This window comes from Microbacterium sp. ZW T5_56 (assembly GCF_044987425.1).
Classification (GTDB): Bacteria; Actinomycetota; Actinomycetes; order Actinomycetales; family Microbacteriaceae; genus Microbacterium.
The window spans coordinates 16,048-31,587 of record NZ_JBJDRI010000018.1 but is presented as its reverse complement, the minus strand read 5'-3'; the positions used below and the strand labels follow the sequence as shown (position 1 = coordinate 31,587).

The following is a 15,540-nucleotide window of genomic DNA, read 5'->3' as shown; positions in this document are numbered from 1 at the left end:
CGTCGATGAGACAGAATCCGAGTTTCGCGATGACGGACGTCGCCGAACTGCGTCGTGTGATCGCGCGCAACCCGTGGGCGACGCTGATGAGTGACGGTCCCGACGGACTGATCGCATCGCACTATCCCGTGCTGCTCGACGACGCGCGCGACGATCTGACGGTCGTCACCCATGTCGGCCGACCGGATGACCTGCTGCACGGGCTGGGGGAGCGCGAATTGCTCCTGGTGTTTCAGGGCCCGCACGGCTACATCACCCCGCGCTGGTACGGAGACACGCCGGCGGTTCCGACCTGGAACTACGTCGCTGTTCATCTGCGCGGCGTCCCGGAGATCCTCAGCACCGAGGAGAACCTCGCCGTGCTGGATCGTCTGGTCGCGCACTTCGAGGGGGCCGATCCCGATCCCCGTGGCATGTGGCAGGCGCCGAACGACGAGGCGTTCGTGCGCCGGCTCGAGCGCGGGACGGTCGGCATTCGCCTGACTCCGACCTCGGTGACAGCCAAGCGCAAGCTGAGCCAGAACCGCACACCGGAGATCATGGAGACGATCCTCACCGGGCTCGAAGCCGACGGACCGTACGCGAACGCGGAGCTCGCGGCCGAGATGCGGCGCAGCGAGGCCGCGCGCCGCGCCGCGACGGGAAACCCGTGAGCGCCGACGCGGCCTTTCGGCCGACGCTGGTGCGGAACGTGCGGATCAGCGGGCCGAGCGCGCGGTTCATCCCCGTCAGCGGGCCGCTCGACCTGCTGCTTGAGGGGGATCGGATCGCCGACATCGCGCCCGCCGGTGCGCTGCGCACGACAGGTCCGATCTGGGACGCCGAGGGGCGCTGGGCAATCCCGGGCCTCTGGGACCACCACGTTCACGTCAGTCCGTGGGCTCTGTTCGCGGTGCGGGAGAACGTCCACGACGCGACGAGTGCGCGCGAGGTCGCGGCTCGGATGGCGGCGGTCGCGCCGGACAGTCGCGGCGTGCGCGTCGGAGTCGGGATGAGAGACGGCCTCTGGCAGAGTCCGCCAACGCTGGCCGAACTGGACGAGGTCACGGGTGACATTCCGACGTATGTGATCGGTGCCGACCTGCACTGCGTGCTGCTCAACTCCGCCGCCGCGCGACGCGAGGGAATCACGGTGCCCGTGGACGGCATGCTGCGTGAAGCGCCGGCCTTCCGTGTCCACGCATCGCTGGACGCGATCAGCGATGACGAGCTGGACGCCGCGGTGTCGGCGGCGGCGACGCGAGCGGTGCGCCAGGGCATCGTCGGCGTTGTGGACTTCGACATGGCGTGGAACCTCGGCGCCTGGCAGCGGAGGGGTGCGGCGGGATTCGACACCTGGCGTGTTCGCGCCGGGGTGTACCCGCAGTACCTTGATCGCGCGATCGCGGAGGGACGGGTGAGCGGCGATCTGCTGCACGATTCGGGCCTGCTCGAAGTGGGGTCATTGAAGGTGATCACAGATGGGTCGCTGGGAACCCGCACTGCCGCCTGCTCGGTGGCGTACCCGTCGGGCGGACACGGTGAGCTGACCGTCCAGCTCGAAGCGCTCGTCGAACTGCTCACGCGGGCCACCGGCGCCGGGTTCTCCGTCGCCGTGCATGCGATCGGTGACGTCGCCAACACGCGCGCGCTGGACGCCTTCGCGCTGAGTGGCGCGCATGGTTCTCTGGAGCACGCTCAGCTCGTCGGTCGCACCGATCTCCCGCGCTTCGCCCGGCTTGATGTCACGGCCAGTGTGCAGCCGCAGCACGCCGTGGACGATCGCGAGCTCGCTCGCCACGAATGGGCCGCTCAGCACGCCGCGGCCTACCCCCTGCGCTCCCTCTCCGATGCCGGTGCCAACCTCACCCTCGGATCGGACGCGCCCGTGGCGGCCCTCGATCCATGGGGTACGGTCGCGACCGCGGTGGGCCGCTCTCGCGCGGGCGAGCCGGGCCCCCAGGACGCAGAAGGCATCGATGTCACGACGGCGCTGGGTGCATCCACCGAACGCGGCTCGCGCGCGGCGGCCGAGCTGTTGCCGGGATCTCGCTCCGACATCGCCTTCTGCGACGCGGATCCGTTCGCTGCGGATGTGGAGGGGCTGCGCGCGATGACGGTGGGTGCCACGATGCTCGGCGGCCGTTTCACTCACGTGTGAGCCTCACCGAATGCGAAAGGGCGGGCCATCCGGCCCGCCCTTTCGCGTGTTCTGCGTGATGCTCAGTGCGCGACGTGCGCGGTGAGGAACCAGCGGTCCTTCTCCAGGCCACGACGGATCTCGATGGCTACGTCCTGGCTGGTGAGGTCGATCTCGTCCAGGCCGTCGATCGCCTCCTGCGTGTGGGCGAGGACGGCGTCGATGTCGGCGACGATGGCCGCGATCATCTCGTCGGACTGGGCGAAGCCGTCGCCCACCTGGGTGTTGGCGGCCTTGGCAGCCACGGTGGCGGCGCGGGCATCGACGGGCAGGCCGAGGGCGACGATGCGCTCTGCGGCGGTGTCGGCCCACTCGCTGGCGTGAGCCACGACGGTGTCGAGAAGTTCGTGCACGCCAATGAAGTTGGCGCCGCGGACGTGCCAGTGCGCCTGCTTGCCGTTCAGGGTGAGGGCCTGCAGGCCGATCACCAGCGGCGAGAGGAACTGCGCGGCGGCAGCGGCGACGGTCGGGTCGCTGGCAGTGGCGGTGACGGTGGTGGTCTTGCTCATGGTTGCCTCCGTTGGGGTTCGTCGTGTAGAACCCACGCTACTCATCTGACATTCCCGCGCAAGCAAGCTGAGGCTCGGCTTACCGGGCGTTAGGGTGAGGGCCATGACCGTCAGCCAAGCAGCTCAGACCCTCAGTACAGCCAGCGGAACGCCTCGGCTCGACGACAGCGTGTTCGTCGCCGGCGGCGCTCGCATCATCGGCAACGTCACCATCGCGGAGCGGGGCAGCGTCTGGTACAACGCGGTGGTGCGGGGCGATCGTGCGGAGATCCGCATCGGCGCGCGCAGCAACGTGCAGGACAACGTCTCCATCCACGTCGACGAGGGCTCCCCGGTCACCATCGGCGAGGACGTGTCCATCGGTCACAATGCGGTCGTGCACGGCTGCACGATCGAGAGCGGATCGCTCATCGGCATGGGTGCCGTGGTGCTGAGCGGCGCGGTGATCGGCGCCGGCAGCCTCGTTGCTGCCGGAGCGATGGTCCTCGCCGGTGACGTGATTCCTCCCGGCTCTCTGGTGGCGGGTGTCCCGGCGAAGGTGCGTCGTTCCCTCACCGACGAAGAGGCCGCCGGACTGCTGCGCAACGCCGCGGTGTATCTCGAACTCTCCGCGGAGCACGCCGACGCTCACTGAACCGACAGAAGCGGCGCCCGGCTGACGCCGGGCGCCGCTTCTGTCGGCGTCAAACCTCGGAGGCGTCAAACCTCGTGAGTGTCAATCCTCGTGAGTGTCAGTCCTCATCGGCGAGATCGACATTGGTGGGATCGAGCACCCGGCGCAGGAAGTTCTTCGTGCGCTCGTGCTGCGGAGCGCCGATGACGCTCTCCGCCGGCCCTTCCTCGACGACCACGCCGCCGTCCATGAACACGACGCGGTCAGCCACCTCGCGGGCGAAGCCCATCTCGTGGGTCACCACGATCATCGTCATGCCCTTGCGGGCGAGCTTGCGCATGATCGCGAGGACGTCGCCGACGGTCTCCGGGTCGAGGGCGGAGGTGGGCTCATCGAACAGCATGAGTCCCGGGTCCATCGACAGCGCCCGTGCGATCGCCACGCGCTGCTGCTGCCCGCCGGAGAGCTCGCCGGGGTAGCGGTGGCTGAGGTCGGCGAGGCCCACGGAGGTGAGGTGCCCGTGCGCGATCCGGTTCGCCTCGGCGCGATCACGCTTCAGCACGGTGCGCTGCGCGACCGCGCAGTTCTCCAGCACGGTGAGGTGCGGGAACAGATTGAACTGCTGGAAGACCATGCCGACGTGGCGACGCATGTCATCGACATCCACGTCGGGATCGGTCGTGACGAAACCACCCACCTCGATGAAGCCCGCGTTGGGGGTCTCGAGGAGGTTCACGCAGCGCAGCAGGGTGGACTTACCCGAACCGGACGGCCCGATCAGGCAGACGACCTGACCCGGCGCGACGTCCAGGGAGATGCCCTTCAGGACCTCGTTGGAACCGTAGGACTTCCGCAGATCCGTGATCGTCACACCGGCGGCGGTGGCGATCGGGGCGGTGATCGGCGCGCTCATGCTGCGACCTCCTTCTTCTGTCGCTTCGGTCGGGACACCTGTGCGGTTCGCTTCTCGAACCAGCGGGCGAGGAACGTCAGCGGGATCGTGATGCAGAGGTAGAACAGACCGGACACCAGCAGCGGCGTCATGCCGCCGCCGAGGGAGAGCATCCCGTCGCGTCCCATCTTGGTCAGGTCCACAACCAGCGCCGTCATGCCGAGCACCTGCACCAGGGAGGTGTCCTTGGTCAGCAGGATGAGCTCGTTCGTGAGCGGCGGGAGGACGATGCGGAACGCCTGCGGGATGATGATCGAGATCATCGCGCGCCACTGCGGCATGCCGAGTGAGCGTGCGGCCTCCATCTGGCCCTTCGGCACCGCCTGCAGGCCCGCACGCAGTGTCTCGGCCATGTAGGCGGCCGAGACGAGTCCGAGCGACACCATGACGGTCACCCAGAACTCCCACTTGAGCCCGGAGAACGCCAGCGGGAGGCCGTAGCCGAGTGCGAGCAGCACCAGCAGAGCGGGGATGCCACGGAAAAACTCGATGTAGATCGTCGCGACCCACCGGTAGGGGGCGAAGGACGCGGTCTTCATCAGCGCGAGCACGAGGCCCAGCGCGAGACCGAAGATGAACGACGTGATCGTATACAGCAGGGTGTTGCGAAGGCCGACGAGGATGATGTCCGGGAACATCGGCAGCGTCTTGTTGAACTGGAAGAACGAGTCCGCGACGAGCTTCCAGTTGACCAGGAATGCGAGCAGGACGATCGCGAGCACGAAGACGAGGATCTGGATCCATCGACTGACCGTGCGCCGCTGACGGGCTGTCATAGCCATACGGCTGTGCCTTTCTGAAAGAGGGCCGGTCCGCGCCATTGCGGACCGGCCCGTCATGCGGTCAGTTGCCGAACCACTCGGCTTCGAACTTGTCCAAGTCGCCCGAGCTCTTCAGCTCGCCAAGCGTCTTGTTGACCGCTGCCAGCATGTCCGCGTTGCCCTTGGGGACAGCGATTCCGAGCTGCTCGCCCGTCTTGATCTCCTGGACGACCTCGAAGTCGCTCTCGTCCTTGATGGCGAACTTCAGCACCGACTGGTTGCCGAGCGAACCCGCCGTGGCGCCGGACTTCAGCGACTGGATCTGCAGACCCGAGTCCTCGTAGCCGATCGTGGACAGGCCGTTGTCCTTGCCGTAAGCCTCACCGGTCGTCGCCGTCTGCACGCCGATGTCCTTGCCCTTGGCCGTGTCGATCGACGTGATGCCGGAGCCCTTCTTGGCGATGAGGACCAGGTCGTCGTCGTAGTAGGGGTCGGAGAAGTCGACGTTCTGCTTGCGCTCGTCGGTGATGGAGATCGACGATGCCGCGATGTCGCAGTCGGTCTTGAACAGGCCCGAGGTGATGGCATCGAACGAGGAGTCCACCACGTTGAGCTCCAGACCGAGGTCCTTCGCGATGGCCGCGGTGATGTCGATGTCGAAGCCGACCGCCTTGCCGTCCTTCATGAACTCGAAGGGCTCGTACGGGATGTCCGAGCAGACCGTGAGCTTGCCATCCACGACGGTCTTCAGGCCGGTGTCGGTGCCCGAGTCAGTGCCGGACGATGCGGTGGATCCGGTGTCGCCACCGGCGTCGGTGCTGCCGGTGCTGCAGCCGGTGAGTGCGAGCGAGCCAGCTGCGGTGAGCACGGCGATCGCGAGAAGGGACTGACGCAACTTCATGGTGTACCTCTTGGGTGATCATCGGGAGATTTGTTGCCTGAGCATAGCGGCACCCATCGCCCACACGCGTTACGCGCGTGTCTCGATCCGGTTTCGGTCCACCGTGACCGTCGTGATTCAGCGAAGTTCTGCGCGAGGGCGCACCCACACCTCCGTGATCTGCGTGTCAGCCGGCGCGTCGATCACGTGACGCACTGATCGCGCGACCGTGGTGGGCAGGATGCGCCGGTTGTCCTCATCCCGCGTCAGGCCCTCCGCGGCGAGTGCGCCCGCGGTGGCCGTAGGCCCAGGTGAGACGGTGCTGACGCGTACGCCGTCGGGCTCGAGCTCCTGGCGCAGCGCATCCGCGAGAGCCTGGAGCGCGTGTTTGGTCGCGCCGTAGACGACGTGACCGGCGGCCGCGCGTCGCGAAGCGCCGGATCCGATGAACACCACCGTGCCGCGCTTCTCACGAAGGCGGGGCAGGAGGACGCGCGTCAGTTCCGCGGGGGCGACCACGTTCACATCGAGCATCTCGCGCCACAGACTCACCGTGGCGGTCGCCGCCGTGCTGTGGGGGAGGAGCGCTGCACCGTGCACGAGAGCGTCCACGCGGTGGAGGTCCGCCAGCGCGGTCTCGATGCGGGTCGGATCGCTCAGGTCGAGCACGAGGGGGATGATCGTGCCGTCCGCGGCGCGTGCGGCGACCTCGGTGAGGCGCTCATGGTCGCGTCCGATCGCGATCACGGTGCGATCGCGTGCGAGGTCCACGGCGATCTCCGCGCCGATGCCGGAGGACGCTCCCGTGACGATGGCGAGCGGATGCGTGGGGTCGATGTCGCTGAGGGCCGGCATGTCTCGACGCTAGCGTCGCTACGCCGCCGGTTCGCCGTGTGTCGTCATTCTTCGTGATGAAACGAAAACGTCCCGATCCAGGTGGAGCCGGATCGGGACGAGAGGGGATGACGGGAATCGAACCCGCGTGGCCAGTTTGGAAGACTGGGGCTCTACCATTGAGCTACATCCCCGCACTGCATGAGCAGCGGGACCACTCTACCCGATCCCGATGAATGCTCTCGCACGCGGCCGACGGCCGGGCGCGTCGGGTGCGAATCGCCCGGTTGAGGGGGTGTGAGCTGGAAGCCACCTCGTCGGCTAGACTTTTGGAGGCCGTTTCGTGCCCACGCGTAGGCGTGGAATCCCGGGGCGTAGCTCAGCTTGGTAGAGCGCCCGCTTTGGGAGCGGGAGGTCGCAGGTTCAAATCCTGTCGCCCCGACCAACGGCCCCCTCAAGACTCAGCACGAAGAACCCGCACGTCCACGCGTGCGGGAACGCTACAAGGAAGAGACGCACAAGCATGGTGAAGAGCACCGTCGAGAAGCTCAGCCCGACCCGGGTGAAGCTGCACATCACGGTCACGCCCGAGGAGCTCCAGCCCTCGATCAAGCACGCCTATGAGCACATCGCCCAGGACGTGCAGATCCCCGGCTTCCGCAAGGGCAAGGTGCCCGCTCCGATCATCGACCAGCGCATCGGTCGCGGCGCCGTCATCGAGCACGCTGTCAACGAGGGCCTCGACACCTTCTACCGTGAGGCCGTGACTGCCCACGAGGTGCGCATCGTCGGTCGCCCGGCTGCCGAGATCATCGAGTGGCCGGCGGAGAAGGACTTCTCCGGCGACCTGATCGTCGACGTCGAGGTGGACGTCGTCCCCGACTTCGAGCTGCCGGAGCTGTCCGGCATCACCCTGACGGTGGACGCTGTCGAGGTTGACGAGAGCGCCGTCTCCGAGGAACTGGATCGCCTGCGCAGCCGCTTCGGCACGCTGGTGACGGTGGACCGTCCCGCGAAGTCGGGTGACTTCGTCGAGCTGGACCTGGTCGCCACCATCGATGGCAACGAGATCGACCGCGCCGAGGGCGTGTCTTACGAGGTCGGCTCCGGTGAGCTGCTCGAGGGCACCGACGAGGCTGTCGAGTCGCTGACCGCGGGCGAGGACACCACGTTCCGCTCGAAGCTCATCGGTGGCGAGCACGCCGGCTCCGAGGCCGAGGTGTCCCTCACGGTCAAGGCTGTCAAGGAGCGCGAGCTGCCCGAGGCTGACGATGACTTCGCCCAGATCGCCAGCGAGTTCGACACGATCGCCGAGCTGCGCGACAGCCTGAAGGAGCGCGTTGCGTCCCAGGGTGCGTTCTCGCAGGGCTCCGCCGCTCGCGACAAGCTGGTCGAGGCGCTCATCGAGGCCATCGACATCCCCGTTCCCGCTTCCCTCGTCGAGGACCAGGTGCACCAGCACCTGGAGCAGGAGGGACGCCTGGAGGACGACGAGCACCGCGCCGAGGTGACGGAGGCGAGCGAGAAGCAGTTCCGCACGCAGGTCATCCTCGACCGCATCGCCGAGCAGTCCAAGGTCCAGGTTTCGCAGGACGAGCTGACCCAGTACCTGGTGCAGTCCGCCGCTCAGTACGGCATGGCTCCGCAGGAGTTCGTCGAGGTCCTCCAGCAGGGCAACCAGCTGCCCTCGCTCGTGGGTGAGGTCGCGCGCAACAAGGCTCTGGCCGTCGCGCTCGGCAAGGTCACGGTCGTCGATTCCGACGGCAAGGCCGTCGACCTGAGCGACTTCGTCGCTGTCGAGGACGACACCGAGGACGACGCGGATGTCGCGGAGGAGGCTCCGGCTGAGGAGGCAGCGGCCGAGGAGAAGCCCGCGAAGAAGGCTCCGGCCAAGAAGGCTCCGGCCAAGAAGGCCGCGGCAGCGGAAGATGCTGCCGACGCGGAGCCCGCGAAGAAGGCTCCCGCCAAGAAGGCTCCGGCCAAGAAGGCGGCGCCCAAGAAGGACGCCGAGTAATCACGAACGAGTGATCGAGGGGTGGATGACATCGTCATCCACCCCTCGTCGTATCTGGAGGAGGAGACGATGATCGACATCGATTCGGCGGAGTTCGCCGCATGGCAGGCGCGCGTGGACGGCGTGTGGCAGGATCGCTCGCGGTCGGACGAGGAGCGCATCGAGCGGATCGATCAGCTCGCGTCGGAACTGGGTGACGATCACCCGGTCGCCCTCTTCGAGCGTGCCGGGGCTCGAGACAGCGCCGGTCACGAGGGCGATGCGGAGCCGCTCTACCGCGCCGCGCTCGCCGCCGGGCTCGATCCTCGCCGCCGCACGCGTGCCGTCATCCAGCTCGCGAGCACGATCCGCAACCTGGGGAAGATCGATGAGGCGCTGGCGCTGCTGGCAGCCGAGCACGACCTCACGCGCGGTGGTGACCTTCACGATGAGGCGTCGGCGTTCTATGCGCTGGCCCTCGCCTCCGCCGGACAGCCCACCGACGCGCTCGCCGTCGCTCTGTCGGCGCTCGCGCCGCATCTCGAGCTCTACCGGCGCTCGGTCACCGGCTACGCGACGGAGCTGCGGGAGGGCTCGAGCGACTGACCGCGCCACGCACGTCTGCCGACGGCGAACACGGCCGGTGCCGCCCGAGCGCGCCGGTAGATTCGTTATCACCAACACGAAACGGGAGCACTCATGGCTGAACCCCTCATGGCGACCAGCGTCTTCGACCGGCTGCTGAAGGACCGCATCATCTGGCTCGGCGCCGAAGTCCGCGACGAGAACGCCAACGAGATCTGCGCCAAGATCCTGCTGCTCGCGGCCGAGGACCCGAACAAGGACATCTACCTCTACATCAACTCGCCCGGTGGCTCGATCACCGCCGGCATGGCGATCTACGACACGATGCAGTTCGTGCCGAACGACATCGTCACCGTCGGCATCGGCATGGCGGCTTCGATGGGCCAGCTACTGCTGACCAGTGGCACCAAGGGCAAGCGGTACATCACCCCGAATGCCCGCGTGCTGCTGCACCAGCCGCACGGTGGCTTCGGCGGCACCTCGAGCGACATCCAGACGCAGGCGCAGTTGATCATGTCGATGAAGAACCGCCTCGCCGAGATCACCGCGGCGCAGACGGGTAAGTCGGTTGAGCAGATCAACGAGGACGGTGACCGCGACCGCTGGTTCACCGCCGACGAGGCGCTGGAGTACGGATTCGTCGATCACATGCGCGAGCACGCCACCGACGTGCACGGCGGCGGCGGAACCCAGGCCTGAGACCGAGAGAAGGAACACTCCTATGAACATGCCGACCTTCGGCCTCCCGCAGGGCGTGGCCATGCCGTCCTCGCGTTACATCCTCCCGCAGTACGAGGAGCGCACGGCCTACGGCTACAAGCGTCAGGACCCCTACAACAAGCTGTTCGAAGATCGCGTGATCTTCCTCGGCGTGCAGGTCGACGACGCATCCGCCGACGATGTGATGGCGCAGCTGCTCGTCCTGGAGAGCCAGGACGCGGACCGCGACATCACCATGTACATCAACTCGCCCGGCGGCTCGTTCACGGCGATGACGGCGATCTACGACACCATGCAGTACGTCGCGCCCGACATCCAGACCGTCGTGCTGGGTCAGGCGGCTTCCGCGGCCTCCGTGCTGCTGGCGGCGGGAACGCCCGGCAAGCGTCTGGCGCTGCCGAACGCCCGCGTGCTGATGCACCAGCCCGCTGTCGGCGAGGCCGGACACGGCCAGGCGTCCGACATCGAGATCCAGGCGGCGGAGATCCTCCGCATGCGTACCTGGCTCGAGGAGACCATGGCACGCCACACCGGTCGTCCGGCCGCTGAGGTGCACAAGGACATCGACCGCGACAAGATCCTCTCCGCGCAGCAGGCGCTGGAGTACGGCATCGTGGACCAGGTCCTCACGTCGCGCAAGCGCACGACGCCCGCACTCACCCGGTGAGTTCCGACAGATGCCCGGCCCGTGTGGCCGGGCATCTGTCGTTTCGTGTCGGATATCCCGTCGGATGTCCGAGGGTGCGGTTAGGCTCGAAACAATCGTTATCAGGGAGGCGACATGGCACGGATCGGTGAAAGCGCCGATGTCTTCAAGTGCTCGTTCTGTGGAAAGAGTCAGAAGCAGGTGCAACAGCTGATCGCCGGTCCCGGCGTGTACATCTGCGACGAATGCGTGGAGCTGTGCAACGAGATCATCGAGGAGCGGATGGCGGAGTCCGCCTCCGGCACGGTGGCCGAGTTCGACCTGCCCAAGCCTCGCGAGATCTTCTCGTTCTTGGACGAGTACGTCATCGGTCAGCTGCAGGCTAAGCGGGCGCTGTCGGTAGCGGTGTACAACCACTACAAGCGCGTTCGCGCACGCAGCGCGCTGCAGCCGGCCGAGCAGAAGGCCGACGATATCGAGATCGCCAAGAGCAACATCCTGATGATCGGTCCAACGGGCTGTGGCAAGACGTATCTTGCGCAGACCCTCGCCAAGCGGCTCAATGTGCCGTTCGCCGTGGCCGACGCCACGGCGCTCACCGAGGCAGGCTATGTGGGCGAGGATGTCGAGAACATCCTGCTGAAGCTCATCCAGGCCGCCGACTATGACGTCAAGCGGGCCGAGACGGGCATCATCTACATCGACGAGGTCGACAAGATCGCGCGCAAGGCGGAGAACCCGTCCATCACCCGTGACGTCTCCGGTGAGGGAGTCCAGCAGGCGCTGCTGAAGATCCTGGAGGGCACGGTGGCTTCCGTGCCGCCGCAGGGCGGCCGCAAGCACCCGCACCAGGAGTTCATCCAGATCGACACCACGAACGTGCTGTTCATCGTGGCGGGCGCCTTTGCCGGGCTGGAGGACATCGTGTCCTCTCGCGTGGGCAAGCACGGCGTCGGATTCGGCGCCCCGCTGCAAGACAAGAGCGCGACACAGGACATCTTCGCCGACGTCCTCCCGGAAGACCTCCACAAGTTCGGCCTGATCCCGGAGTTCATCGGTCGTCTGCCGGTGGTGGCCTCGGTGTCGCCGCTGGACCAGCAGGCGCTGATGGAGATCCTTACGGTGCCGCGCAACGCGCTGGTGAAGCAATATCAGCGCATGTTCGAGCTGGACGGCGTCGAGCTCGACTTCGACGAGGACGCGCTGCGCGCCATCGCTGACCTTGCGGTGGAGCGCAAGACCGGGGCGCGCGGGTTGCGGGCCATCCTCGAAGACGTGCTCGGACCCATCATGTTCGAGATCCCCTCCGCGGACGATGTGGCGAAGGTCATCGTCACCCGCGCCTCGGTTGAGGAGGGCGACGCTCCCACGGTCATCCTCAAGGAGAACCGCAAGAGCGCATGAGCGATCGGTACGCGGCGATTCGAGCGCTCTGGGAGATCGATCCCGGCACGCGTATCGGCTATGCCGATGAGGTGCTCGACAACTGGCGGCAGCGATTCGGCGATGTGCCGGCGGCGCTCCGCGAGTATTACACCACCCTCGGCGCGCACACCGAGCTGAACCACACTCAGGACCAGCTGGTCGCACCGGCGGACACCCCGGGGACCGTCTACCGAATGGATGGCGACGACGCGACCGACGTTCTCGCGTTCTACGTCGAGAACCAGCTGGCGTTGCAGTGGGGCGTTCTCGCCGCCGACTGCGGTGCGAATGATCCGACGGTTCAGATCCTTGTCGATGAGGAGTGGGAGCCCACGGCTGACACTGTGAGTTCCTTTCTCATAGCTCAGGCGCACCTGCAGCGCCTCTACGCGTATGAGGACTGGAGCGAGGAGTTCCTGTCGATCGACGACGAGGCGCTGGCGCGACTGCGAGACTTCCTGCCCGCGCGCGAGGTCACCTCTGACCTGTACGGCGGCGTGGAGTTCTTTGGCGGTCCCGGCGTGGTGCTCGCATACTTCCGTGACAGCTCATCGGTGGTCTTCGGGTGTGCCGACGAGCACCTTCTCGACTCACTCTTCGCGTACTTCGCCCGCAACGGCTGATCGCATGCGCCGGCCGGTTCCTCGTGAATGACGCGCCGTGGCCCGTCGCGGGCACTCTGCCAGCGATGGCTGCCCCGTGCGTGGTTTCGTCTCAGCCCAACGCATCATGAGCGCAACGGCATCATGAGATCCGTGCGCAGTTGCTCCGCTGAGGTCGACGAGGGATCACTCACGTACACCTCCGTCCAGTCCCCACGGGACTGGCCCTGGGATGCCGCGAAGTCGGCCAGGGCCGTCCACGCCGACGGCAGGCGATCGAACGGTCCCACCGCCGAGAGGACCGCCGTGCGCGCGGCCGGGATCGAGCCGGTCGTGACGGTGAGGTCGCCCGCCGTGTACGTCGTCGGCATGCCTTCCACGGGGAAGCCGACTTCGAGATCGAACTCGCCCTGCGGATCGCCAAGATAGCGGCCGAACGGAGCGCCGTTCGGTGTGATCGCGCCCTCCGCGATCGCCTGGCGAAGTGCTCCAAACGCGCGATCGTAGACCGAGGAGAGCGACGCCATCGTGATACCGCGAAAGCGCACGACGGCAGTGGCGATCTCGGACACCTCCAGGATCGTCGGAGCTGTGAAGGGTTCGTGGGCGGCAGGCAGCAGGGTCATCATCGTCCTCTCTCAGCGCCTGACCCTACGCGATAGCGGAGCGAGGGGGAAGCCTCAGTCCGCGAGCCCGCGACGGGCGAGCAGGGGGCCGATCTCCGGGTCGCGGCCGCGGAAGTCGCGGTAGGCCTCGCGCGGATCCTGCGCACCGCCGACGCCCAGCAGTCGTCGGCGGAAGCGATCACCGCCGGCGCGGCTGAGGCCGCCGTTTTCCGTGAACCACTGCACTGTGTCGGCGTCCATCACCTCGGACCAGATGTAGGAGTAGTAGCCGGCCGAATAGCCGCCGGCGAACACGTGGGAGAAGTACGCGGTGGAGTATCGGGTCGGCACGGCGTCGGAGGCCAAGCCGATATCCGCGAGGGCCGCCGCCTCGAACGCATCGATGTCCTCCACACGCTCCGCCTCGGCAGAGGTCAGCGAATGCCAGGCGAAGTCAAGCCACGCCGCGGCGAGGTACTCGGAGGTCTGGAACCCCTGGTTGAACGTCTCGGCCGCATTCAGGCGCGTGACCACCTCGGGATCGATCGGTTCACCGGTGTCGACGTGACGGGCGTAGTTGTCCAGCACCTCGGGCCACAGCATCCACATCTCGTTCACCTGGCTCGGGAACTCGACGAAGTCGCGGAACACGTTGGTTCCGGAGAACATCGGGTAGCGGGTGCGCGCGAACAGACCGTGCAGCGCATGGCCGAACTCGTGAAACAGCGTCGACACCTCGTCGAAGGTGAGCAGCGTCGGTCCGCTGGTGGGCTTCGGGACGTTGAGGTTGTTCATCACAACCGGAAGCGTCTCCTCGAGGTCGCTCTGCTCCACGATCGGGTTCATCCACGCCCCACCGCGCTTGGTATCGCGGGTGTAGAGATCGAGCGCGTACACGCCCACCGCGGTGCCGTCATCGTCTCGGACCTCGTAGACCTCGACGTCGGGGTGGTAGGTCGGGAGGTCAGTGCGACGGTGGAACGTGACGCCGTACGCGCGGGTCGCGGCGTAGAACACACCGTCGTGCAGCACGCGGGTCGCCTCGAACCACGGGCGCAGTGCGGCGGTATCGACGTCGTACTCGGCCGCGCGGACCTTCTCCGTGTAGTACGCCCAGTCGGACGCCTCCAGAGGACGAGGTGATTCCGTCGCGTCCAGCATCTGCTGCAGCCGAGCCTGCTCGGCACGCGCGTTGCGTGCCGCCGCCGGGGCGAGTCGCCGAAGCATGGCGGTGACAGCCTCGGGGGAGCCGGCGGTCTCATCGGCGGTGACGTAGGCCGCGTGGCTGGCGTAGCCGAGAAGCTCCGCGCGGCGCGCACGAAGCCGGACGATCTCCAGCACGATGGCGGCGTTGTCCCACTCATTGCCGCGATGTCCGCGCGAGCGCGAGGCGGCCATGATGCGTCGACGCGTGTTCGGGTCGGTGAGCACAGCCAGCGCCGGGTGGCCAGTGAAGTTCATGAGGCTGAGCAGGTAGCCTGACACACCGCGTTCTTCCGCCGCTGCCTTCGCCGCAGTGATCTCGGCGTCGGTGAGTCCGGCCAGTTCCGTGGCATCCGCGAAGCGAACAGCAAGGTCGTTCGTGTCTGCGAGCAGGTTCTTCTCGAACTGCGTGGTCAGAACGGAGAGGCGGGCGTTGAGGGCCGTGAGGGTCGCCTTCGCCTCGTCGTCGAGCGCGGCACCGGCGTGAGTCATGGTGCGATAGCGCCGCTCGAGCAGGTAAGCGTCTTCGCCCTCGAGGCCGAGACCCTCGCGCTGATCCCAGAGCGCGCTGATGCGCTGGTACAGGTGCGTGTCCAGGGTGATCGCGTCGAGGTGGGCGGACAGCTGCGGCGCCAGCGTCTCCTCGATGGTCTGGATCTCATCGGTCGCGTCCGCGGAGCTGACCGTGAAGAACGCGTGGGCCACGCGACGCAACGCCGATCCGCTGCGCTCCAACGCGACAAGCGTGTTCTCGAACGTCGGCGCGGAGCGGACTCGCGTAAGAGCGGAGACCTCGGCCCGATGCTCAGCAAACGCCGCCTCGAAGGCCGGGAGATAGTGCTCCGGCCGGATCTGGTCGTACGGCGGAACACCATAGGGCAGTGACGACGGAACGAGCAGAGGATTGGCGCCAGCAGTCATCTGCCCACCCTATCCACCCCAGCCCCGCCGCTACCTACCCCAGCCCGACGCCAAGGCCACCCCACTCACCGCGAGACTTCCGTCTGTGGGTGAGAATCCATGCAACGCGGTG

General features: G+C 67.1%; 16 protein-coding genes and 2 tRNA genes. 10 read left to right on the top strand and 8 right to left on the bottom strand.

Translation table 11 applies throughout. From position 1 onward, the window contains the following. The first annotated feature begins 5 nt into the window (after window positions 1–5). Both ACI3KU_RS10395 and ACI3KU_RS10390 read left to right on the top strand, forming a co-directional pair. Window positions 6–653, top strand: a complete 648-nt coding sequence (locus ACI3KU_RS10395; RefSeq protein ID WP_404922243.1) for an FMN-binding negative transcriptional regulator — start codon at window positions 6–8, stop codon at window positions 651–653. After that, window positions 650–2,140: an amidohydrolase gene (locus ACI3KU_RS10390; protein WP_404922242.1), complete on the top strand. Its 1,491-nt coding sequence runs from the start codon at window positions 650–652 to the stop codon at window positions 2,138–2,140. The genes ACI3KU_RS10395 and ACI3KU_RS10390 overlap by 4 nt, the downstream gene beginning before the upstream one ends. Window positions 2,141–2,202: 62 nt before the next feature. Here ACI3KU_RS10390 and ACI3KU_RS10385 read toward each other — a convergent pair whose 3' ends face one another. Further along, entirely contained in the window at window positions 2,203–2,688 is a 486-nt protein-coding gene (locus tag ACI3KU_RS10385; RefSeq protein ID WP_404922241.1) for a Dps family protein, read from the bottom strand. Window positions 2,689–2,791: 103 nt separating this feature from the next. Here ACI3KU_RS10385 and ACI3KU_RS10380 point away from each other — a divergent pair, with 103 nt between their 5' ends. Next, a complete protein-coding gene (locus tag ACI3KU_RS10380; protein WP_404922240.1) occupies window positions 2,792–3,322 on the top strand; it encodes a gamma carbonic anhydrase family protein in 531 nt (176 codons plus the stop codon). A 97-nt stretch (window positions 3,323–3,419) separates the two neighbouring features. On the opposite strand, the gene ACI3KU_RS10375 is transcribed toward ACI3KU_RS10380, so the two are convergent. The 5 genes from ACI3KU_RS10375 to ACI3KU_RS10355 all read right to left on the bottom strand — a co-directional run bounded on the left by ACI3KU_RS10375 (window position 3,420) and on the right by ACI3KU_RS10355 (window position 6,922). Further along, complete coding sequence (locus tag ACI3KU_RS10375; RefSeq protein WP_404922239.1) at window positions 3,420–4,214, bottom strand: amino acid ABC transporter ATP-binding protein; 795 nt, start codon at window positions 4,212–4,214, stop codon at window positions 3,420–3,422. Next, window positions 4,211–5,035: an amino acid ABC transporter permease gene (locus ACI3KU_RS10370; RefSeq protein ID WP_404922238.1), complete on the bottom strand. Its 825-nt coding sequence runs from the start codon at window positions 5,033–5,035 to the stop codon at window positions 4,211–4,213. Before ACI3KU_RS10370 ends, ACI3KU_RS10375 begins: the two co-directional genes overlap by 4 nt. Window positions 5,036–5,096: 61 nt before the next feature. Then, window positions 5,097–5,915 carry an ABC transporter substrate-binding protein gene (locus tag ACI3KU_RS10365; RefSeq protein ID WP_404922237.1) on the bottom strand — a complete coding sequence of 273 codons (819 nt, stop codon included), beginning with the start codon at window positions 5,913–5,915 and terminating at the stop codon, window positions 5,097–5,099. A 117-nt stretch (window positions 5,916–6,032) separates the two neighbouring features. Beyond that, window positions 6,033–6,749, bottom strand: coding sequence for an SDR family oxidoreductase (locus tag ACI3KU_RS10360; RefSeq protein ID WP_404922236.1), 717 nt, complete (start codon window positions 6,747–6,749; stop codon window positions 6,033–6,035). 102 nt (window positions 6,750–6,851) lie between these two features. Next, window positions 6,852–6,922 (bottom strand) — tRNA-Gly (locus ACI3KU_RS10355). A 174-nt stretch (window positions 6,923–7,096) separates the two neighbouring features. Here ACI3KU_RS10355 and ACI3KU_RS10350 point away from each other — a divergent pair. The 7 genes from ACI3KU_RS10350 to ACI3KU_RS10320 all read left to right on the top strand — a co-directional run bounded on the left by ACI3KU_RS10350 (window position 7,097) and on the right by ACI3KU_RS10320 (window position 12,720). Next, window positions 7,097–7,173: transfer RNA gene (locus ACI3KU_RS10350), tRNA-Pro, on the top strand. Between the two features lie 78 nt (window positions 7,174–7,251). After that, a complete protein-coding gene (gene tig, locus ACI3KU_RS10345; RefSeq protein WP_404922235.1) occupies window positions 7,252–8,742 on the top strand; it encodes a trigger factor in 1,491 nt (496 codons plus the stop codon). Window positions 8,743–8,763: 21 nt separating this feature from the next. Then, window positions 8,764–9,327: a tetratricopeptide repeat protein gene (locus tag ACI3KU_RS10340; protein ID WP_404922234.1), complete on the top strand. Its 564-nt coding sequence runs from the start codon at window positions 8,764–8,766 to the stop codon at window positions 9,325–9,327. A gap of 93 nt (window positions 9,328–9,420) precedes the next feature. Then, entirely contained in the window at window positions 9,421–10,005 is a 585-nt protein-coding gene (locus tag ACI3KU_RS10335; RefSeq protein ID WP_404922233.1) for an ATP-dependent Clp protease proteolytic subunit, read from the top strand. A gap of 22 nt (window positions 10,006–10,027) precedes the next feature. Further along, window positions 10,028–10,693, top strand: a complete 666-nt coding sequence (locus tag ACI3KU_RS10330; RefSeq protein WP_404922232.1) for an ATP-dependent Clp protease proteolytic subunit — start codon at window positions 10,028–10,030, stop codon at window positions 10,691–10,693. 114 nt (window positions 10,694–10,807) lie between these two features. After that, on the top strand, window positions 10,808–12,076 hold the full coding sequence (gene clpX, locus ACI3KU_RS10325; protein WP_404922231.1) for an ATP-dependent Clp protease ATP-binding subunit ClpX: 1,269 nt from the start codon (window positions 10,808–10,810) through the stop codon (window positions 12,074–12,076). After that, the gene (locus ACI3KU_RS10320) at window positions 12,073–12,720 is read left to right on the top strand and encodes a hypothetical protein (protein WP_404922230.1); all 648 of its coding nucleotides are present in this window, start codon (window positions 12,073–12,075) and stop codon (window positions 12,718–12,720) included. Before clpX ends, ACI3KU_RS10320 begins: the two co-directional genes overlap by 4 nt. Before the next feature lie 104 nt (window positions 12,721–12,824). Here the strand turns inward: ACI3KU_RS10320 and ACI3KU_RS10315 are convergent, their stop codons facing one another. After that, a complete protein-coding gene (locus ACI3KU_RS10315) occupies window positions 12,825–13,325 on the bottom strand; it encodes a GyrI-like domain-containing protein (protein ID WP_404922229.1) in 501 nt (166 codons plus the stop codon). Window positions 13,326–13,379: 54 nt separating this feature from the next. Further along, the gene (locus ACI3KU_RS10310) at window positions 13,380–15,428 is read right to left on the bottom strand and encodes a M3 family metallopeptidase (protein ID WP_404922228.1); all 2,049 of its coding nucleotides are present in this window, start codon (window positions 15,426–15,428) and stop codon (window positions 13,380–13,382) included. Window positions 15,429–15,540 lie beyond the last annotated feature (112 nt).